The 19775-nt window shown below is 65.6% G+C and carries 14 protein-coding genes; 11 read left to right on the top strand and 3 right to left on the bottom strand.

Going from position 1 to position 19775, the window contains the following annotated elements:
- Positions 1-298: 298 nt before the first annotated feature.
- The 4 genes from ileS to ndk are packed head-to-tail and all read left to right on the top strand — an operon-like array spanning position 299 to position 5925.
- A complete protein-coding gene (gene ileS, locus CXR03_RS11635) occupies positions 299-3607 on the top strand; it encodes an isoleucine--tRNA ligase (protein WP_104103897.1) in 3309 nt (1102 codons plus the stop codon).
- The gene (locus CXR03_RS11630) at positions 3607-4986 is read left to right on the top strand and encodes a folylpolyglutamate synthase/dihydrofolate synthase family protein (protein ID WP_258073606.1); all 1380 of its coding nucleotides are present in this window, start codon (positions 3607-3609) and stop codon (positions 4984-4986) included. Before ileS ends, CXR03_RS11630 begins: the two co-directional genes overlap by 1 nt.
- Positions 4987-4991: 5 nt before the next feature.
- Positions 4992-5465, top strand: coding sequence for a DUF4233 domain-containing protein (locus CXR03_RS11625; protein WP_104053911.1), 474 nt, complete (start codon positions 4992-4994; stop codon positions 5463-5465).
- A 40-nt stretch (positions 5466-5505) separates the two neighbouring features.
- Positions 5506-5925 carry a nucleoside-diphosphate kinase gene (gene ndk, locus CXR03_RS11620; protein ID WP_104053912.1) on the top strand — a complete coding sequence of 140 codons (420 nt, stop codon included), beginning with the start codon at positions 5506-5508 and terminating at the stop codon, positions 5923-5925.
- Between the two features lie 119 nt (positions 5926-6044).
- Here ndk and mgtE read toward each other — a convergent pair whose 3' ends face one another.
- Both mgtE and CXR03_RS11610 read right to left on the bottom strand, forming a co-directional pair.
- Positions 6045-7403, bottom strand: a complete 1359-nt coding sequence (mgtE, locus tag CXR03_RS11615) for a magnesium transporter (RefSeq protein ID WP_104103896.1) — start codon at positions 7401-7403, stop codon at positions 6045-6047.
- A gap of 330 nt (positions 7404-7733) precedes the next feature.
- A complete protein-coding gene (locus CXR03_RS11610; protein WP_104103895.1) occupies positions 7734-8876 on the bottom strand; it encodes an SDR family oxidoreductase in 1143 nt (380 codons plus the stop codon).
- 99 nt (positions 8877-8975) lie between these two features.
- Between CXR03_RS11610 and CXR03_RS11605 the strand changes: the two genes are divergently transcribed.
- Complete coding sequence (locus CXR03_RS11605) at positions 8976-9611, top strand: hypothetical protein (protein ID WP_104103894.1); 636 nt, start codon at positions 8976-8978, stop codon at positions 9609-9611.
- A gap of 64 nt (positions 9612-9675) precedes the next feature.
- Here the strand turns inward: CXR03_RS11605 and CXR03_RS11600 are convergent, their stop codons facing one another.
- On the bottom strand, positions 9676-10218 hold the full coding sequence (locus tag CXR03_RS11600) for a vitamin K epoxide reductase family protein (protein WP_104054787.1): 543 nt from the start codon (positions 10216-10218) through the stop codon (positions 9676-9678).
- Positions 10219-10722: 504 nt separating this feature from the next.
- Between CXR03_RS11600 and CXR03_RS11595 the strand changes: the two genes are divergently transcribed.
- The 6 genes from CXR03_RS11595 (at position 10723) to CXR03_RS11570 (ending at position 19628) form a co-directional block, all read left to right on the top strand.
- Positions 10723-14274, top strand: coding sequence for an Rne/Rng family ribonuclease (locus CXR03_RS11595; protein ID WP_104103893.1), 3552 nt, complete (start codon positions 10723-10725; stop codon positions 14272-14274).
- 326 nt (positions 14275-14600) lie between these two features.
- The gene (rplU, locus tag CXR03_RS11590; protein ID WP_104053917.1) at positions 14601-14912 is read left to right on the top strand and encodes a 50S ribosomal protein L21; all 312 of its coding nucleotides are present in this window, start codon (positions 14601-14603) and stop codon (positions 14910-14912) included.
- A 90-nt stretch (positions 14913-15002) separates the two neighbouring features.
- Positions 15003-15266: a 50S ribosomal protein L27 gene (gene rpmA / locus CXR03_RS11585; RefSeq protein WP_104053918.1), complete on the top strand. Its 264-nt coding sequence runs from the start codon at positions 15003-15005 to the stop codon at positions 15264-15266.
- Positions 15267-15372: 106 nt separating this feature from the next.
- Positions 15373-16947, top strand: coding sequence for a GTPase ObgE (obgE, locus tag CXR03_RS11580; protein ID WP_104103892.1), 1575 nt, complete (start codon positions 15373-15375; stop codon positions 16945-16947).
- A gap of 51 nt (positions 16948-16998) precedes the next feature.
- On the top strand, positions 16999-18267 hold the full coding sequence (gene proB / locus CXR03_RS11575) for a glutamate 5-kinase (RefSeq protein WP_104103891.1): 1269 nt from the start codon (positions 16999-17001) through the stop codon (positions 18265-18267).
- Positions 18264-19628, top strand: a complete 1365-nt coding sequence (locus CXR03_RS11570) for a glutamate-5-semialdehyde dehydrogenase (RefSeq protein WP_104103890.1) — start codon at positions 18264-18266, stop codon at positions 19626-19628. The genes proB and CXR03_RS11570 overlap by 4 nt, the downstream gene beginning before the upstream one ends.
- Positions 19629-19775 lie beyond the last annotated feature (147 nt).

Genomic DNA, 19775 nt, shown 5'->3' with positions numbered 1-19775 from the left:
ACTGGCGGGAGCAGCTTTGACCCGGCCATCACCGGTGAGCTTCCGGAAGAACGGCGCCGTACCCCTTTCCAGATACTTGGAATGACCGTGTGCCCAGTAGAACCGGACGGGTAAGCCCGTCACAGCAGTCAACGAGCGGCAGCCTGACTCGGCAGCGCAGTGCACTGAAGATTAACAGCACAGCGCGGACGACGACGGCGGCAAGCGAGGTGGTACCGCGGGTTCCCCGCCGGCATTGGCCGGCAAGAACTCCGCCCTCGCATCCTGTACTTCAACAGAACTACTTGCCGCTATCAGGATGACGAATATGCCCTCTATCTATCCCAAGGCCACTACGGCCGCCGCCCCGGCAGAAAACGCCGCCCCGTCTTCCCCCAAGTTTCCGGAACTTGAAGAACTGGTTCTGAAGTACTGGGACAAGGACGGCACCTTCCAGGCCTCCATTGACGCCCGGTCCGCCGGCAAGGACGGCTCCAACGAGTTTGTCTTCTACGACGGCCCGCCCTTCGCCAACGGCCTGCCGCACTACGGCCACCTGCTCACCGGTTACGTCAAGGACCTGGTGGCCCGCTACCAGACCCAGCGCGGCCGCCGCGTGGAACGCCGTTTCGGCTGGGACACCCACGGCCTGCCCGCCGAGCTCGAAGCCATGAAGCAGCTGGGCATGTCCGACAAGGTCCAGATCGAGAAGATGGGCATCGACAAGTTCAACGACGCCTGCCGTGCCTCCGTGATGGAGTACGCCGGTGAGTGGAAGGACTACGTCACCCGCCAGGCCCGCTGGGTGGACTTCGAAAACGACTACAAGACGCTCAACGTCGAGTACATGGAGTCGGTCATCTGGGCCTTCAAGACCCTCCACGAGAAGGGCCTGACCTACAGCGGCTTCCGGGTGCTCCCGTACTGCTGGAAGGACGAGACCCCGCTGTCCAACCATGAGCTGCGCATGGATGACGACGTCTACAAGGACCGTCAGGACCAGACCGTTACGGTCACCTTCCCCATCACTGCGGGCGACAACGCACTCTCAGCGGAGCTCGACGGCGTCCTCGCCATCGCCTGGACCACCACGCCCTGGACACTGCCCACCAACATGGCCCTCGCCGTCGGACCCTCCGTCCGTTACGCCGTCGTGCCCGCCGGACCCAACGGCACGCCGCAGGACAACCCGGAGGCCCGCTACCTGCTGGCCGAAGACCTGGTGGGCTCTTACGCCAAGGACCTGGGGTACGACGACGCCGACGCCGCCCGTGCGGCCGTCACCTCCGTGCACCTGGGCAGCGAGCTGGCCGGACTGGCCTACGAACCGCTGTGGAACTACTACACGGACACCGAGAAGTGGGGCACGCAGAACGCCTGGCGGATTGTCGTGGCCGACTACGTCACCACCACCGACGGCACCGGCATCGTCCACCAGGCTCCGGCCTACGGTGAAGATGACCAGAAGATCTGCGAAGCCAACGGCATCCCCGTCATCCTGTCCGTGGACGAGGGCGGCAAGTTCCTTCCCATGTTCGCCGACGGACCGCTGTCCGACATTGCCGGACTGCAGGTCTTTGATGCCAACAAGCTCATCACCCGCGTGCTGCGCGCCGACGGACGCCTGCTGCGCCAGGCCAGCTACGAACACAGCTACCCGCACTGCTGGCGCTGCCGGAACCCGCTGATCTACAAGGCTGTTTCCTCCTGGTTCGTGGAGGTCACCAAGATCAAGGACCGCATGGTCGAACTGAACCAGCAGATCAACTGGATCCCGGAAAACGTCAAGGACGGCCAGTTCGGCAAGTGGCTGGAAAACGCCCGCGACTGGTCCATCAGCCGCAACCGCTATTGGGGCAGCCCCATCCCGGTCTGGGTTTCCGATGACCCCAACTACCCGCGCACCGACGTCTACGGTTCGCTGGAAGAGCTCAAGGCCGACTTTGGCCGGCTGCCGCTGAACCATGCCGGCGAGCCGGACCTGCACCGCCCCTTCATCGACGAACTGACGCGACCTAACCCGGACGATCCGCGGACCCCCGAAGAGGGCCAGTCCACCATGCGCCGTGTCGAAGACGTCCTGGACGTCTGGTTCGACTCCGGCTCCATGCCGTACGCCCAGGTGCACTACCCGCACGAGAACGCCGACTGGTTTGAGCACCACAACCCGGGCGACTTCATCGTGGAGTACATCGGCCAGACCCGCGGCTGGTTCTACACGCTGCACGTCCTGGCTACCGCCCTCTTTGACCGCCCGGCCTTCCGGAACGTCATCAGCCACGGCATTGTGCTGGGCTCCGACGGGCAGAAGATGTCCAAGTCCCTGCGCAACTACCCGGACGTCTCCGAGGTCCTGGACCGCGACGGCTCCGACGCCATGCGCTGGTTCCTCATGGCCTCGCCCATCCTGCGCGGCGGAAACCTGATCGTCACCGAACAGGGCATCCGCGAGGGCGTCCGCCAGGTCATCCTGCCGCTGTGGAACGTGTGGCACTTCTTCACGCTCTATACCAACGCCGCGAACAACGGCAACGGCTACGAGGCGAAGACGCGCTACGAGTCCACCGAACCGCTGGACAACTACATGCTGGCCGCCACCGGTGACCTAGTGCGGACCATGACCTCCGAGCTGGACAGCTACGACGTGTCCGAGGCCTGCGAAACCCTGCGCCAGTACATGGACACGCTGACCAACTGGTACATCCGCCGCAGCCGCACCCGGTTCTTCGATGAAGACACCCAGGCGTTTGACGTGCTGTACACCTGCCTGGAAACGGTCTGCCGGGTCGCCGCTCCGCTGCTGCCGCTGGTCTCCGAGGAGATCTGGCGCGGACTCACCGGCGGGCGCTCCGTGCACCTGACCGACTGGCCCGACGCTGAGCTGTTCCCGCAGGATCCCGCCCTGGTGGACCGAATGGACCGTACCCGCCGGATCGCCTCAGTGGGTTCGTCCCTGCGTAAGGCCGCCAACCTCCGGGTCCGGCTGCCGCTGTCCGAACTGACCGTCGTCGCGCCCGATGCCGAGTCGCTGCAGGGCCAGTTCGCGGCAATCATCGCCGATGAACTGAACCTGAAGTCCGTCCGGCTGATGGAAGCCGCTGCCGCTGATCCGGCCGAGTTCGGCATCACGCAGAAGCTCGTGGTCAACGCCCGCGCCGCAGGCCCCCGCCTGGGCAAGAACGTCCAGACCGCGATCAAGGCCTCCAAGTCAGGGGACTGGTCGGTGGACGACGCCGGCACGGTCACCGCGGGCGGCCTGGAACTGCAGCCGCAGGAATACACGCTGGAAACAGTGGTGGAAACCGCCGACGGCGAATCCTCCAAGGCTGTCTCCGTGCTGCCCGGCGGCGGCTTCCTGGTGCTGAACACCGAGGTCACGCCGGAGCTGGCCGCCGAGGGCACCGCCCGCGACGGCATCCGTGCCATCCAGCAGGCCCGCCGCGACGCGGACCTGCACATCAGCAATCACATCCGCACCGAGGTAAAAACCTCGCCGACCGCCGCTGCGGCCCTGGAAGCCAATGCGGAGTTGATCAAGTCAGAAACCCTGACCGACCAGCTGGTGGTCACCGCCGTCGAACTTGCCGACGACGCTGAAGAATTCACCGTCACAGTGGAGAAGATCTAATGAGCATGTCCGACGGGCCCTCCGGGGCAATCGACGGTTTCTCCGTCGAAAGCGTTTACGCCGAGCTGCTGAGCCGCGCCCCCGAGAACAAGATGGAGCCGCGCATGGCGCCGCTGTTCCGTGCGATGGAGGTGCTGGGGGAGCCGAACAAGGCGTTCCCGATCATCCACATCACCGGAACCAACGGCAAGACCTCCACAGCGCGGATGATCGAGGCCGGGCTGCGGGCCTACGGGCTGCGCACCGGCCGGTACACCAGCCCGCACCTGAGCAAGGTCACCGAGCGGATCAGCATTGACGGCGAACCTGTCTCCGACGAGACGTTTGTCCGGATCTGGGACGAAATCCACCCGTACCTGAACATTGTCGACGGCGAACTCGAGGCCGCCGGGGAACCGCGCCTGACCTACTTTGAAGCTGTCACCATCCTCGCGTTCGCGGTCTTCGCCGACGAACCCGTGGACGTGGCGGTCATTGAGGTGGGCCTGGGCGGCATCACCGATGCCACCAACGTGGGAGACGGCTCCGTTGCCGTCGTCACGCCCATCTCCCTGGACCACACCGAACTGCTGGGCGACGACGTCGCTGACATTGCGATGGAAAAGGCCGGCATCATCAAGGAGGGCGGCTTCCTGATCAGTGCCGCCCAGCCGATGGAAGCTGCACAGGTCCTGCTGGAAAAGGCCCGCGAAGTGGGCGTCCCGTACCGCTTCGAGGGCGTCGAATTCGGTGTCGAGTCCCGCGTGATGGCGGTCGGCGGCCAAATGCTCACCATCGCCGGGCTCGCCGGGCGCTACGAGGAACTGCTCCTGCCGCTGCACGGCAAGCACCAGGCGGAAAACGCCGCCGTCGCCGTGGCAGCGCTGGAGGCCTTCATTGGCGGCGGAACCAAGGAACTGGACGTGGAACTGCTCCGCACCGGGTTCTCCACCGTCTCCTCGCCCGGCCGCCTCGAAGTGGTGCGCACCGCGCCCACCATCGTGGTGGACGCCGCGCACAACCCCGCCGGTGCCAAGGCATCAGCCGAAGCGGTACTGGAAGCTTTCAGCTTCACGTCACTGGTGCTGGTGGTCGGCATCCTGGCGGAGAAGGACTCGGTGGGCATCCTCACCGAACTGCGGGAGACCCTCGGCGACCAGATCGCCGGCGTCTGCCTTACGCAGTCCAGCTCCCCGCGCGCCCTCTCGGCCGAAGACCTGGTCCAGGACGCCGTCGACGCCGGATTTGCCGATGAAGACCTGCAGGTGGAACCCGGCCTGGACAATGCCATTGAATGGGCCGTGGCCAAGGCCGAGGAAAACAATGACCTGGCCGGCGGCGTGCTCATCATCGGCTCCATTACCCTGGTGGCCGAAGCGCGCACCCTTCTCGGAAAGTAATCACCATGGCAAAACTCACCAAGGCGCAGCGCGAGTGGCGCCCGGGAATGCCCAAGAAACGGCGTTCCATCCGCATCATGTTCGCCTCGACGGTCCTGGTTCTGGAAGCGTTCCTGGTGCTCTTTGCGACGCTCGCCGTGTTCGGCCTGCAGCGCGACGTCCTGTCTCCCGCCATCATCCTCACCGGCGGATTGGTGCTCTTCGCGGCATTGATTGGTACCTGCGCAATTCTGTCCAAGCCGGCTGGTCCGGTCATTGGCTGGATCCTGCAGCTGGTCATCATCGCCACCGGTTTCCTGGAACCGATGATGTTCCTGATTGGAGCAATCTTTGCCGCGACCTGGTGGTACGGACTGAAGACCGGCATGCGCCTGGACCGGGAGAACCGGCAGCGGGACCGCGAGCAGGAGGAATGGGAAAAGGCCCATCCCGAAGGCCTGGAGGACACGGGCACTGCCGGCACAGCCGTCACCGACTAGGCTTAGATTCGAAAACCGCTACTTCGCAAGGAGATTTACCGTGAGCACCGAACGCACACTTGTACTGATCAAACCCGACGGCGTGAAGCGGAATCTCTCCGGCGCAATCCTGGCCCGAGTAGAAGCCAAGGGCTACACCCTGGCTGAACTGAAGAAGGTGAACGCCACCCGCGAGGTGCTCGAAGAGCACTACGCCGAGCACGAAGGCAAGCCGTTCTACGAACCGCTGGTCGAGTTCATGCTCAGCGGCCCCATCGTGGCGGCCATCTTCGAAGGCGAACGCGTCATCGAGGGCTTCCGCTCCCTGGCGGGCACCACCGATCCGACGACGGCGGCGCCGGGCACCATCCGCGGCGACTTTGGCCGGGACTGGGGCACAGCAGTTCAGCAGAACCTGGTCCACGGTTCGGATTCCCCCGAGTCCGCAGAACGCGAAATCGGCATCTGGTTCGGCAAGTAACCCGCTCAAGAAGCGTAAAGCCGCGAGGGCCTGACCACGGAACGCATCCGTGGTCAGGCCCTCGCGGCTTTACGGGGGACAGGCACTCCAGCGGAGGACAGGGACGGCCGGCCGGCTAGCTAGAGCCCCAAAACCGAGGACGCGATCAGGAAGTAGATGATCAAGCCCGTTGCATCCACAAAGGTCGAAATAAAAGGATTCGAAAACACTGCCGGATCCACCTTGAGCGCTTTGCCCAGCAGCGGCATCAGCCCTCCAACGCCGGCAGCCATCGTGCAGACCCCCAGCAGTGCCAGGCCAATCACCAGGCCCAGCGGCACGGTGAACAGGATGGAGGCAAGCACGAAGCCCAGCCCGCCCAGCAAGATACCCAGCCAGGCACCCACCCGCAGCTCCCGGGCCAGGACCTTGAAGACGTCCCTCGGCCGGACGTCACCCAGCGCCAGGGCGCGGGTAATGGTGGTCGCTGCCTGGTTTCCGGTGTTTCCGCCCGTGCCTATCAGCAGGGGGATGAAGAGGGACAGCACCACCTGCTCGGCCAGGGTGGCTTCGAAGGCGCCCATGACCTGGACCGTCAATGTTGCACCCAATGCCAGCACCAGCAGCCAGACCACGCGCGCACGCACGATACTGCGCACGGGGGTGGCGAGGTAGGGCCGGCGCAGCGGTTCGGCGCCGCCGGCCCGGGCTGCATCCTCGCTTTCAGCGTCCTCCAGAATGCCCAGGGCGTCGTCCACGGTCAGAATTCCCACAAGCCGGGTTTCGGCGTCGACAATCGGGAGCACCAGGACTTTCGCGTCGGCGCAGTACCTGGCCGCTTCCTCTGCATCCAGGGCGGCGGGGGCGGACAGCGGGTCCTTCATCAGGCTCGCCACAGGGTCTGATTCCGCGGCGCGCAACACATCCCGCAGGGAGACCACACCCACCAGGCGACGGCCTTCGTCGACAACCGGAATCGTGTAGATGCTTTCAGCATCATCCAGTTGGGCCCGAACGCGGGCCATTGTCTGGGCGGCTGTGAACCAAGGGCGGGTCGTGACAAACTGCGGGCTCATATAGCGGCCCACGGCACCCTGCGGGTAGCCGAGCACGGTGTTCGTGAGTGCACGGTCCTTGTCGCTGAGTCCCAGCAGCAGGCGCTTCGCCACTGACGCGGGCAGCTCATCGAGCAGCGCCACCCGGTCATCGGGGCTCAGCCCGGCAAAGACCTCGGCCACCTGCGCGTCCTGCAGTCCCGCCACGAGGTCCGCCTGGAGGAGGGCATCGAGTCTCTCGAAGACCTCCAGGGCCCGCTCCTTGGGCAGTGTGCGGAAGGCAAGCGCCCGGTCAATGCTGTTCAGCCGTTCGAGCTGCTCCATGGTCTCTGCCACGCTCAGCCGGTCCAAGGCGCGGGCAACATCGGGCAGGCTGTTTTTGTCCAGGGCATCGGCCAGCAGTTCGGCGCGTGCATCAAAAGTCAGGGTGGGGGACTTAATCATGATCCCGGTTCCTCCGGTGGGGCACACCTAAAGGCAGCGGCATTGCCGCGGCGGGTGCGGGAAAATGAGCGGGGATGCAAAATACCGCTGCCGCACAAGATCACGCCCCAAAGAGCAGGTCGAGGTGCTTAGGGGACCCGGATTGGAAGGCGGGGCTCGCGCGGCGCGGTGTATCGACTATGTCCGTCGTCCATGCGTGCGGTTCACCTCCTGTCCTTCTAACCCTTCATAACCGGGCGGACGCGCCAAAGCAGCACGTCAAACCCGGGTTGTGCTCCGATCCTACTCCAGATGCAGCGTTGACCCGCCCCGATGGTGCGCCAGGACACCTTACCCCTGCATTTCTCCGGGACCTTGCTGCCGGACCCAAGGGATCAGGCGTTCGGACTGCAGCCTGGCGAAGAGGTCCTTGAAGGCATCTTCGGTACGGCGGTAGCCGGTGAACCCCGCCACCCGGCTCTTGCTCATGTCGGTCAGAACCTCGATGTTCCGGCCCAGATCAGCGTCGGTGTGCCACCAGGTTGCCAGCCGGGAGAGGTTCGGTTCAGCCAGGCCATGGCGGGCGGCCAGCTTTTCCCACGCCTCGTCCATGTCCGCCATCTGCTCCTCGAGGGGGCGCGGCTCGGTGTCAAATCCGACCGGTTCCACGCCGAAGTACTCCGCCAGGCGCGGCCACAGGGAACGCCAGCGGAACACGTCGCCGTTGACCACGTTGAACGCTTCGTTGGCGGTGTTCGGAGCGGTTGCGGCCCACAGCATGTGCTCGGCCAGCAGACCGGCATCGGTCATGTCGGTGACCGAATTCCACTGGGTTTCCGAGCCCGGGAAAACAAACGGCAGCCCAAGTTCGCGGCACAGCGTCGCCTGCGCAGCCAGCGTCTGGCCCATGTTCATGGCGTTGCCGACGGCGAAGCCAATGACGGTGTGCGCCCGGTGCACGGACCAGGCGAAACCCTGCCGCTGCGCGGCCGCCATCAGCTCGTCTTCCTGGGCGTAATAGAAGTTGTCCACCGGAAGCCGAGGTTCATCTTCGGAGAACGGAGTGTCCGGCATGGGACCTTCGCCGTAGGCCTCGAAGGGGCCCATATAGTGCTTGAGTCCGGTCATCAGGGCCACGTGTTCCAGCGGTGCGTGCTCCAGCGCCGTGAGGAGATTGCGGACCATCGCGGAGTTGACCGCAATGTTCTCCACTTCGGTTTCCTGGCGGGACCAGGAGGTGAAGAAGACATGCGTCGGACTCTTGTCTGCCAGGGCGGCAGTGAGGCTTTCGGCGCTGGTCAGGTCCGCGGCAACGGGCACGACGCCGGGACGCGCCGGATCCGGGGCGCCTCCCTTGCGTGACAGTGCCAGGACGGTCCAGCCCTGGTTGACAAGCAGGTCAACGATGGCGGCGCCGGCAATTCCGGTCGCTCCGGCCACCAGTGCAGTAGGGACAGTGCCGTTGGGCCGGGGTGCGGGGGTTTCTCGAAGCATGGTTCTCCTGAAGACTTGTGGGTAGTGCTTAGAGGCGACAACCGGGCACCGCCGGGGGAAATTCCTGACGCCTGCGCCCAATGCCCCTAGGCTGGGCCCATGGCACTCATCTATCACGCAGAATTGCACCCGGACAAAATGGAACTTCTTGCCTCCTGGCTGCCCACGAGGTCGTGGTTTCCCCGCGTGGGGGAGCTGCCCATAGAGCGCGTCGGCTCGTTCCGCTTCGATGACCCGGACGGCGAGGTGGGTATTGAGACCCACCTTGTCGCCGTCGGGGCCGATGTGGTGCAGGTTCCGCTCACCTACCGCGGAGCTCCGCTGGAAGGCGCTGAGAAACACCTGATTACCACCATGGAGCATTCGGTGCTAGGCACGCGGTGGGTCTACGACGCCTGCGGGGATCCCGCCTATGCTCAGGCGCTGACGGTGTCGATCCTTTCCGGACAGGGCCAGGCGCCGCAGTATTTTGAGAACGGCGGCGTCCGGGAAGACATTCCGGAGTCCGTCAGCGTGGTTGCCAGCGGGCTGCCGGGTGGCGAAGAGCTCGCCGAGGGCCCGCAGCCGGGTCCGGCCGATCTGACTGTGGCGCACATCCGGGCCGGGGACTGGGACCTGTCCGTGGTGCGGGTGCTGGAGCTTGGGGGAGAGGCAGTGGCCGATCCGTCCCTGACCGCCACCTGGCCCGGGCAGGACGTTCCTGTCCTGCTGGCTTGGGCTATGCCGGCTCAGTAACGAAGCGGGGGCCCGACCAGCCTCCCGGCGGGTCGGGCCCCCGTCCAACGGGTATCCGCCGTTCTTAGCCGATGAAGGAGTTCATGAAGCGGAAAAAGATTGAGGCGGCAGTGGCCACCCACAGGAGAGCCACAATGACCCAGGCCCATTCTGAAAGGAACTTCACCAGGCCTGCCGGGGCAGGAATAACGCCGTGGGCAAGATTGCGCACGGTCGTGAAGACGAAGAGCGGAATCATGGCGGCCCAGACAACAATGCAGTAAATGCAGAGTACGTAAATGTCGAACAGCGCCTGGCTCCACAGCCACACGACAAACACCATGCCCAGCGTCACCCCGGCCTGCATGCCCAGCCAGTACCAGCGGGCGTACCTGGCTCCGGCCAGCATTCCCATGGCGGACGTGATGATCACGGCGAAGGCCACGATGCCGATCAGCGGATTGGGGAATCCGAAGATGGCCGCCTGCCAGGTTTTGAAGACGGTGCCGCAGGAAACCCAGGGATTGATGTCGCAGCTGGTGATGTAATTGGCGTCGGCAAAGACACGCAGCCGTTCCAGGACGAGGACGCCCGAGGCCAGCCAGCCGACGACTCCGGTCACGAGCATGATCCACGCAAAACCGCGCTCCGAACCCTGCTGTTCCGGGGCCCGGCGGATGGCTTGCTGATGGGCTGCGCTGGAAGGCACGAAGAACTCCTTTTGGCTGGTGGTGATACGGAATGAGTCTATGCGTTGTTGCGGGCCAAAAAGACGGCCGTGTGAGATAATGGCTTTGGCTGATGGCGGAACCACATTCCGGCACCGGTCCAGCGACAGGCTTCCGGTTCTGTCGGTGACGCTTCCCAAGCAGTTCGCCCATCAATCCGGATGGGAACCAGGGAATCCGCCGATAAGACCTACCCGCAGCGGCAACGTCGTGAACGTGCCGCGAGTAGCAGGAAAAGCGCCGCTGGTCTTCGAGTGATACCGCGCCCTACAGATGGCGCGACCTCGGATGACATCCAGACGACTTCCGGCTGGCGGCAGCAACTGATGCGCCGCACAGCCGACACATTGCCCGCTGGGCATTGGAATGTGGCCAGTGCCGCAGGGGCCGGAGCGAAGTTTTTTATGAGTGATGCACTGAATAATGACCTAGCAGCAAATGAAAGCAGCATCGAATCCGCACCTGCGGCAGATGCGCCCCAGGTTAAGGAACCGGCAAAACGTGCCACCCGCAGCCGCCGCAAGTCGGTGGCTGCTTCTGCACCCGCTGCCGACGAGGCAGTCAAGGAAAGTGCCAAGGAAAGTCCGGTAGCCGGCGGCTCTGCGGATACTGCAGCGTCTGCGGATACTGCGGCGGCCGAACCTGCCGCCGAGAAGCCCAAGCGGGTGCGGGCCCCGCGCCGCAAGACGGTTCCGGCAGGGGAAGCCCCCGCCGCCGCTGAAGTCACTGCAGAGCCGGCAGCCGAAAAGACCGGCACCGTTGAGACCGGCACCGTTGAGACCGCTGTGGGAACTGAGCCTGCCGCAGAGGCCGCTCCTGCTGTCGAGGCGCCCGCTAAAGCCGTGCGTCGTCGTCGTGCCCCCGCCAAGAAGCCGGTGACTGAGACCGCTGCGGCGGATGTTCCGGCCGCTGAATCCGCACCGGCAGCTGAATCTGCTCCGTCCGAGGAAACCCCGGCCGGCGCCCCCCAAGCCAAGGCAGCACCCAAGACCCGTGCCCGCCGCCGCCCCGCAAAGGCTGCCGAAACACCGGTGGAGTCCGCCGGGGGTGCGCCGGCCGACGTGCCTGCCGCCGCCGCAGCAGCGGATGACACGGTTGCCTCCGCTGCCGCCGCGCAGACTCCGTCGCCCGAGGGGAGCGCGGCCGCTGAAGCAGCCCCGGCCGGAACGGTGCAGCAGCAGGAAGCGAAAGCCGAAGAAGAGGATGCTCCCTCCAGCCTGAATCCGTTCGCGATTCCGGCGCTGCCCCTGTTCCACGCACCGGACCTGAGTGTTGTCCGTCCGGTCCCGGCGCACGCCGCCGAGGAGAGTGTCGAAGCCGAGGAGGATTCCGAGGACAACCGCAGCCGCCGCCGCAGCCGGCGCGGACGCAGCCGTACCCGCGGTGAATCTTCCCCTGCCGCTGCAACTGAGGGTGAATCCGAAACCGGGGCTTCCCCGGAAGAGGCAGCCGCCGCGCCGGACGCCGCTGAAGGTGTCACCTCCCGCCGTCGCCGCCGGCGCCGCCGCGGGGATGCCGATCTTGAGCTCACCGGCGGGACCGACGATGATCCGCCCAACACGGTAACCCGGGTCCGGGCCCCGCGGGCCCACGCCGATGCCCCTGTTTCCGACCGGGTAACCAGCGTCAAGGGTTCCACCCGTCTCGAAGCCAAGAAGCAGCGCCGGCGCGAATCCCGGGAATCGGGCCGCCGCCGCCACGTGATCACCGAGGCGGAGTTCCTGGCCCGCCGTGAATCCGTTGACCGGCAGATGATTGTCCGCCAGCGTGACGAGCGGATCCAGATCGGCGTCCTCGAAGACGGCGTCCTCGCCGAGCACTTTGTCTCCAACACGCAGCAGGACTCCCTGATCGGCAACGTCTACGTGGGCAAGGTCCAGAACGTGCTGCCCAGCATGGAAGCCGCCTTCGTGGACATTGGACGCGGCCGCAACGCCGTCCTGTACGCCGGTGAAGTCAACTGGGACGCTGCCGGTTTGGATGGCCAGCCGCGCCGCATTGAGCTCGCGCTGAAGTCCGGCGACTCCGTCCTGGTCCAGGTCACCAAGGACCCGGTGGGCCACAAGGGCGCCCGCCTGACCAGCCAGATCTCCCTGCCGGGCCGCTACCTCGTGTACGTGCCGGGCGGCTCGATGACGGGCATTTCCCGCAAGCTGCCCGACGTTGAACGCAACCGGCTGAAGAAGATCCTCAAGGACCACCTCCCCCAGGACGCCGGTGTCATTGTGCGCACGGCCGCTGAAGGCGCGTCCGAAGAGGAGCTGATGAATGACATCAACCGGCTCCGCGCACAGTGGGAGAACATCGAGGCCAAGGCCAAGTCCACCAAGACTCTGGCACCTGAGCTCCTGTACGGTGAGCCGGACCTGACCATCAAGGTGGTCCGTGACGTCTTCAACGAAGACTTCTCCAAGCTGATCGTTTCGGGCGAGGAGGCCTGGGACACCATCGAGGCCTACGTCACCTACGTGGCGCCGGACCTGGTGGGCCGGCTGGAGAAATGGACCAAGGACGAAGACATCTTCGCCGCCAGCCGCATTGACGAGCAGATCGCCAAGGCGCTGGACCGCAAGGTGTTCCTTCCTTCGGGCGGCTCCCTGGTGATCGACCGCACCGAAGCCATGACCGTGGTGGACGTCAACACCGGCAAGTTCACCGGCACCGGCGGCAACCTCGAAGAAACCGTCACCAAGAACAACCTGGAAGCGGCCGAGGAAGTTGTCCGGCAGCTGCGCCTGCGCGATATCGGCGGCATCATTGTCATCGACTTCATTGACATGGTCCTTGAAGCCAACCGGGACCTGGTCCTGCGCCGCCTCGTGGAGTGCCTGGGCCGGGACCGGACCAAGCATCAGGTTGCTGAGGTAACCTCCCTTGGGCTGGTCCAGATGACCCGCAAGCGCATGGGCACCGGCCTGCTCGAAGTCTTCGGGGAAGAGTGCGAGGCATGTGCCGGCCGCGGTGTCATCACGCACGACATTCCCGTGGAGCACCGCCGCAGCACCAGCTACAACGGCAACCCCGCAAACAGCGTGGTGGCTCATGCGGTGTCCGAGGACAACCACCAGCAGCACCTGAAGCAGGAGAAGCAGTCCCGCGGGGACCGCAAGCGCAACCGCAGCCGCGGCTCCGGCGCTCCGCAGCAGCACAACGCTGCAGCACCGGCCGAGGAGCCGGCCAAGACGGTGGAATCCGGTCAGAGCGAGGCCGAGCGGCAGGCCAAGGCCAAGGCCGAGGCCGCCCGCGCCGCTCTGGCTACGATCGCTGCCGCCACCGCTGCAGCCCATGACACCGTCGAGTCGGGGGAGAAGGCCGCAGACCGGAATCGCCCGGAACAGCCCGGGTCGGAGCCGGCGGCCGCGTCCGCCGACGCCGGGGTCCCCGAGTCTGTTGCCGGCGCCGTCCTGAACATTCAGGGCGAGACCGTGGTGGTTCCGCGCCGGGACCGGCGCCAGCCGGCCCGGGAAGAGTCCCGGTTCACCCTTGAGAGCCTCACTGAGGCCTTCAACGAGGTAGCTGCGGCGGCGGCACCGGAGCAAAACCGCGAGGCGGAGGAGAAGCCTGCACAGGATACGCCGGCACGGCCGCCGCGCCGGTCCCGCCGAAGCAGTGCTGCCGCGCGGAACGTTCAGGCCCCCGCCGCCGCTGAAATGCCCACCCGGGCGGCAGTTGCCACTCCGGCCCCGACTGAGGCACCGGAGTCATCTGCTGCACCGGTTGCAGTTTCTGCGCCCGTGCGGGCTCCGCGCCGTCGTCGTGCTGCCGGCAGCCCCCAGGGTGCCTCAGGGGCGGACGCCATCCAGACCGGCGACACAGCCTCCGCTGTGCCTGCCGCTCCGGTGGCTGTGCGCCGCACCGTTGCTCCCGCCGCGGTCCAGAAGCAGGAAAAGCGCCGCGAGAGCGGTGGCAGCGCGCCGGTGATCCTGGGCGTTGGTGTCCCTGCTTCGGAACTCTAAGAAACTGAGCGGCGCTCTGAACTGAACAGCGCAACGGAGGCGGCCATCCCCATCAAAGGGGGTGGCCGCCTCCGTCTTTGCCCGGGGGACACGGTGGAGCGCGAAATGCTATAAAGTAGAACGAGAGCAGTGACGTCCGAAGAGGCGGCGCGCCTGGAAGCCCAGCATTTGCGGGTTATCGGTTGCGTAGCGTAACCTTGAACTTCGGTGCGAACGCCTTCGAAACCGTTTTCGGTACAGGGCGTGACTGCATGGCGCAAGGCGGGCAATTTGAGCCCAGCCAAATGCGCATCCAAGTATTAACGTCGAGAGAAGTGAGTTCCCAAGTGGTGTACGCGATTGTCCGCGCTGGCGGCCGCCAAGAAAAGGTTTCCGTTGGAGACCTCGTAACCCTGGACCGCGTCCCCGGTGGAGCCGGCAGCACATTTGAGCTGCCCGCCCTGCTATTGGTTGATGGCGACCAGGTCACCTCTTCCGCACAGGACCTGGCCAAGGTCACCGTGACGGCAGAGATCGTTGAGAATTTTCGGGGTCCGAAGATTGTCATCCAGAAGTTCAAGAACAAGACCGGCTACAAGAAGCGTCAGGGCTACCGCTCCTCGCTGACCAAGGTCAAGGTTACGTCCATCAACTCCTGATTCTCGTGCCGGCTCCATCAGGAGCCGGGAACGCGGGAAGCATCCCGCCCCTGAGTTTCATAATCAGTTAGCAAAGGCAGGCAGTAGAAAATGGCACATAAGAAAGGTGCGAGTTCCACTCGCAACGGTCGCGACTCCAACGCCCAGTACCTCGGCGTAAAGCGTTTCGGCGGCCAGGTTGTTAAGGCAGGCGAGATCATCGTCCGCCAGCGTGGCACCCACTTCCACCCGGGCGAGGGCGTTGGCCGCGGAGGCGACGACACACTGTTCGCCCTCGAAGCAGGCGCAGTTGAATTCGGCAGCCGTCGCGGCCGCCGCGTCGTGAACATCGTGGCTGCTGCAGCCGCCGAGTAATCACCGGCAATTAGCTTTTCCGACGGGGCGGGCCATCAGGCCCGCCCCGTCGTCTTTTAAGCCAAGTAGAATTGGCATGATCAAGTAGTTCCTTTGAAGGAGAACCATGGCCAGCTTTGTAGACCGCGTAGTGCTGCATGTTTCGGGCGGTACAGGCGGCCATGGTTGCGTGTCCGTCAAGCGTGAAAAGTTCAAGCCCCTGGGCGGACCCGACGGCGGCAACGGCGGTGACGGCGGCGACGTCATCCTGCGCGTTGACTCCAGCTCCACCACGCTGCTCGACTACCACCATCTTCCGCACCGCCACGCCACCAACGGCGGCAACGGCATGGGTGACTGGCGCAACGGCAAGACCGGCGAGACCCTCATCCTGCCCGTTCCGGACGGCACCGTCGTCAAGAGCAAGGACGGCGAAGTCCTCGCCGACCTCGTGGGTGAAGGCGCCGAGTACATTGCTGCCGCCGGCGGCCAGGGTGGGCTGGGCAACTCCTCTTTGTCCTCCCAGAAGCGCAAGGCTCCGGGTTTCGCACTGCTGGGTGTGCCCGGTGACGAGCGGGACATCGTCCTTGAACTGAAGTCCATTGCCGACATCGCGCTGGTGGGCTTCCCGTCGGCCGGCAAGTCCTCGCTGATCGCCGCCATGTCCGCGGCCCGGCCGAAGATTGCCGACTACCCCTTCACCACCCTGGTACCGAACCTGGGCGTGGTGCAGGCCGGCGACGTCCGTTTCACCGTGGCCGACGTCCCGGGCCTCATCGAGGGCGCCTCCGAAGGCAAGGGTCTGGGCCACAACTTCCTGCGCCATGTTGAACGCTGCGCCGCGCTGGTGCACGTCCTGGACTGTGCCGCGCTGGAAACGGACCGCGATCCGCTGGGCGATCTGGACATCATCGAAAAAGAGCTCGAGAAGTACGCCGTGGACATGAGCTTCGCCGGCTCCGACGGCGACGTCGTTCCGCTGAACCAGCGCCCTCGGCTTGTCGCCCTGAACAAGGTGGACGTCCCCGACGGCCGCGACATGGCCGAATTCGTGCGCCCGGAACTGGAGAAGCGCGGCTACCGCGTCTTCGAAGTCTCGGCCTCCAGCCACGAGGGCCTCAAGGCCCTGGGCTACGCCATGGCAGAAATTGTCCGTGACGCCCGTGCCTCCGTTGAAAGCGCGCCGCCCCGGGTCAAGACCCCCACGCTGCGCATCCGGAATGCCGACGCCAAGGGCGGCTTCACCATCCGCAAGGAAGAGCGCAACCTGGAACCGCTGTTCCGCGTCCTGGGGGATAAGCCGGTTCGCTGGGTGCAGCAGACCGACTTCACCAACGACGAGGCCGTGGGCTACCTGGCCGACCGCCTGGCCAAGCTCGGAGTGGAAGACAAGCTCTTCAAGGCCGGTGCCAAGCCCGGCGATGCCGTGGTGATCGGCGAGGGCGACGGCGTCGTCTTCGACTGGGAACCGACCATGATCGGCGGCGCCGAGCTGCTGGCAGCCTCCCCGCGCGGATCTGACATCCGCATCGAGGAGTTCTCCCGTCCCACCCGCGAGGAGAAGAAGGAAGATCATCAGGCCCGCCGGGATGCACGGGCGGCGGCGAGGGCTGAGCTCGAAGCCGAGCGTAAAGCCGGTATCTGGACCGAATCGGTGAACTATAAGCACAATCCGCCGGCAGCTCCCAAAGACGGAGAATAGCGGCTTCACACTGCCCGGTTGGGCGCAGGATACGCATAAAGTGGTGGAGACATGACTGAACACACAGCATCCCCGACCACTGTTCCTGCGCCCAAACGGGCGCTTCGCTCCCGCTCAGGGCTCGCCCGGGCTCAGCGCATCGTCGTCAAGGTGGGCTCATCTTCCCTCACCACCGTTGCCGGCGGCATTTCCGATGAAGCCCTCACCGCGTTGGCGGATGTCCTGGCGGTCCGGCGGGCAGCAGGTACCGAAATCATCCTGGTGTCCTCCGGCGCCATCTCCGCCGGACTGGCGCCGCTGGGACTGGCCAAGCGCCCCACACAGCTGTCCTCCCAGCAGGCTGCTGCCTCCGTGGGACAGGGACTGCTGATGGCCCGTTACACGGAAGCCTTCGGACGCCACGGCGTCACCGTCAGCCAGGTCCTCCTCACCGTTGAGGACCTGATGCGACGCACCACCCACGCCAACGCCAACCGGGCCATGGAGCGGCTGCTGAATTTCGGCGTCGTGCCCATCGTGAATGAAAATGACACCGTCGCCAGCCACGAAATCCGTTTTGGCGACAATGACCGGCTGGCCGCCCTTGTTGCCCACCTCGTGAAAGCCGACGCGCTGATCCTGCTCTCCGACGTCGATGCGCTCTATGACGGGCCGCCCTCCGAAGGCGCCGTGCGCATACCGCAGGTCACCGGCATGCAGGACCTGGAAGACGTCCGGATCGGCAAGGTGGGCAAAGCCGGTGTGGGCACCGGCGGAATGGCCACCAAAGTGGAAGCCGCCACCATCTCGGCACAGTCCGGCATTCCCGCGCTGGTGACGTCCACGGCCAATGCCGCAGCTGCCCTGGCAGGCGAGGACGTGGGCACCTGGTTTGTGGGCCGCGGCCGCCGCCAGCCGGTCCGGCTGCTCTGGCTGGCGCACGTAGCCCGGATCCAGGGCACGCTGGTGGTGGACGACGGCGCCGCCAAGGCTGTTGCGGACCGCCGCCGGTCGCTGCTGGCGGCGGGCATCACCGCCGTGACGGGACACTTCGAGCCGGGCGATCCGGTGGCCATTTCCGACCCGGCCGGAAACGTTATTGCCCACGGCCTGACCAACTACGCGTCCGATGAGCTGCCGCAGATGCTTGGACGGTCCACCCGTGAACTGTCCAAGGAACTGGGGCGCAGCTTCGAACGCGCCGTGGTGCACGTGAATGACCTGGTCATCCTGCAGGACCACAAATCCGGGGGAGCGCCTTCCGGACCGCCGTCCGGTGCGTCCGCGGCGCCCGGATCCGCCGTTGCCAGCCCCGAGCCCGCCAATACACTGGGAGGATGAGCACCGTGAATGCACATTCCGACATCGTCGAAGATGAAACAGCCGAAAGCGAACAGGCCGGATCCGGAACACCGGAGGAATCCAGCTTCCGAACTGCAGCCGAAGACGTCGAGGCAGGCGTCCACGCAGCGGCCGACCGGGCCCGAATTGCGGCCCGGCGCCTGGCCCGGGCGAACCGCGCCTGGAAGGACCTCGGCCTGCAGGAGATCAGCAGGAACATTGTTGCCAAACAGGACCTGGTGCTGGCTGCCAACGCGAAAGACGTTGCCGCCGGGAAGGCAAAGGGAACCTCCGAGGCACTCCTGGACCGGCTGACCCTGACGCCGGAACGGATTGACGGCCTGGCGGCCGCCCTGCAGATGCTGGCCGGCCTGCCGGACCCGGTGGGCTCGGTGGCGCGCGGGCAGACCCTGCCCAACGGGCTGCGGCTGCGCCAAGTGCACGTTCCCATGGGGGTGGTGGCAGCCATCTACGAAGCCCGCCCCAACGTGACCGTGGATATTGCCGGGCTGGCACTGAAGAGCGGCAACGCCGTCCTGCTCCGGGGCGGCAGCGCGGCGGAAAACACCAACGCCGTGCTCGTGGATATCATCCGCGACTCCCTGGACGCCGTCGGGCTCCCGGCGGACGCCGTGCAGAGTGTCGACGCGTACGGGCGGGCCGGCGCCAATGTCCTGATGAAGGCGCGCGGAAAAGTTGATGTGCTGATTCCGCGCGGGGGACGCGACCTCATCCAGGCCGTGGTCGCCAACGCAGCCGTGCCGGTGATCGAAACAGGGGAGGGCAACGTCCACATCTATTTGGACCACAGCGCCCCGGTGGAGATGGCCGTGGACATCCTGCTCAACGCCAAGACCCAGCGGCCCAGCGTCTGCAACACTGTTGAAACCCTCCTCGTGCACCGCGATGCGGCTGCCGCCGGGGACGTCCTGGCGGCACTGGCTGCCGCCGGCGTCCGGCTCCATGCCGATGAAAGGGTTCGGGCCATGCTTCCGTCCGGTGTCGATGCACAGCCCGCTGTCGATGACGACTGGGGCCGTGAGTACATGGACCTGGACCTCGCCGTGGCCATGGTTGATGACATGGATGAAGCGCTGGCCCACATCCGCCGCTGGACCACCGGCCACACGGAGGCGATTATCACCAATGACCTTGCCAACGCCGAACGCTTCATAGCGGAGATCGACTCCGCAGCGGTGATCGTCAATGCCTCCACCCGCTTCACCGACGGCGGGGAACTCGGCCTGGGTGCCGAAGTGGGCATCTCCACGCAGAAGATGCACGCCCGCGGTCCGATGGGGCTGCGGGAACTGACCACCACCAAATGGATTGTCCAGGGCGACGGCCAAATCCGGATCTGATGCGCAGCCGCAGCGGGTCCGGAGTGCGCGCAGCGCGCCCCGGACCCCGCCGGGTGCGGGTCACCCGCGCTTACGCGTAGACTTGTTGGAAACCACTACTCCGTCTGCTGCGGCCGGCGGGCTCAACTACTCATAGCTCTCTAGGGG

Source organism: Arthrobacter sp. 08Y14 (assembly GCF_002929455.1).
Taxonomy (GTDB): Bacteria; Actinomycetota; Actinomycetes; order Actinomycetales; family Micrococcaceae; genus Arthrobacter_B; species Arthrobacter_B sunyaminii.
Note: the sequence above shows the minus strand (reverse complement) of the source record. Positions and strands in the feature narration are given on the sequence as shown.

What these genes read in the sequence shown, in the direction of transcription:
- CXR03_RS11625 (WP_104053911.1), top strand. Translation starts at nt 4,992, where the DNA reads ATGGCAAAACTCACCAAGGCGCAGCGCGAGTGGCGCCCGGGAATGCCC.
- CXR03_RS11605 (WP_104103894.1), top strand. Translation starts at nt 8,976, where the DNA reads ATGGCACTCATCTATCACGCAGAATTGCACCCGGACAAAATGGAACTT.
- proB (WP_104103891.1), top strand. Translation starts at nt 16,999, where the DNA reads ATGACTGAACACACAGCATCCCCGACCACTGTTCCTGCGCCCAAACGG.
- CXR03_RS11570 (WP_104103890.1), top strand. Translation starts at nt 18,264, where the DNA reads ATGAGCACCGTGAATGCACATTCCGACATCGTCGAAGATGAAACAGCC.
- obgE (WP_104103892.1), top strand. Translation starts at nt 15,373, where the DNA reads ATGGCCAGCTTTGTAGACCGCGTAGTGCTGCATGTTTCGGGCGGTACA.
- rpmA (WP_104053918.1), top strand. Translation starts at nt 15,003, where the DNA reads ATGGCACATAAGAAAGGTGCGAGTTCCACTCGCAACGGTCGCGACTCC.
- ileS (WP_104103897.1), top strand. Translation starts at nt 299, where the DNA reads ATGACGAATATGCCCTCTATCTATCCCAAGGCCACTACGGCCGCCGCC.
- CXR03_RS11595 (WP_104103893.1), top strand. Translation starts at nt 10,723, where the DNA reads ATGAGTGATGCACTGAATAATGACCTAGCAGCAAATGAAAGCAGCATC.
- CXR03_RS11610 (WP_104103895.1), bottom strand. Translation starts at nt 8,876, where the DNA reads ATGCTTCGAGAAACCCCCGCACCCCGGCCCAACGGCACTGTCCCTACT.
- mgtE (WP_104103896.1), bottom strand. Translation starts at nt 7,403, where the DNA reads ATGATTAAGTCCCCCACCCTGACTTTTGATGCACGCGCCGAACTGCTG.
- CXR03_RS11600 (WP_104054787.1), bottom strand. Translation starts at nt 10,218, where the DNA reads ATGCTCGTGACCGGAGTCGTCGGCTGGCTGGCCTCGGGCGTCCTCGTC.
- CXR03_RS11630 (WP_258073606.1), top strand. Translation starts at nt 3,607, where the DNA reads ATGAGCATGTCCGACGGGCCCTCCGGGGCAATCGACGGTTTCTCCGTC.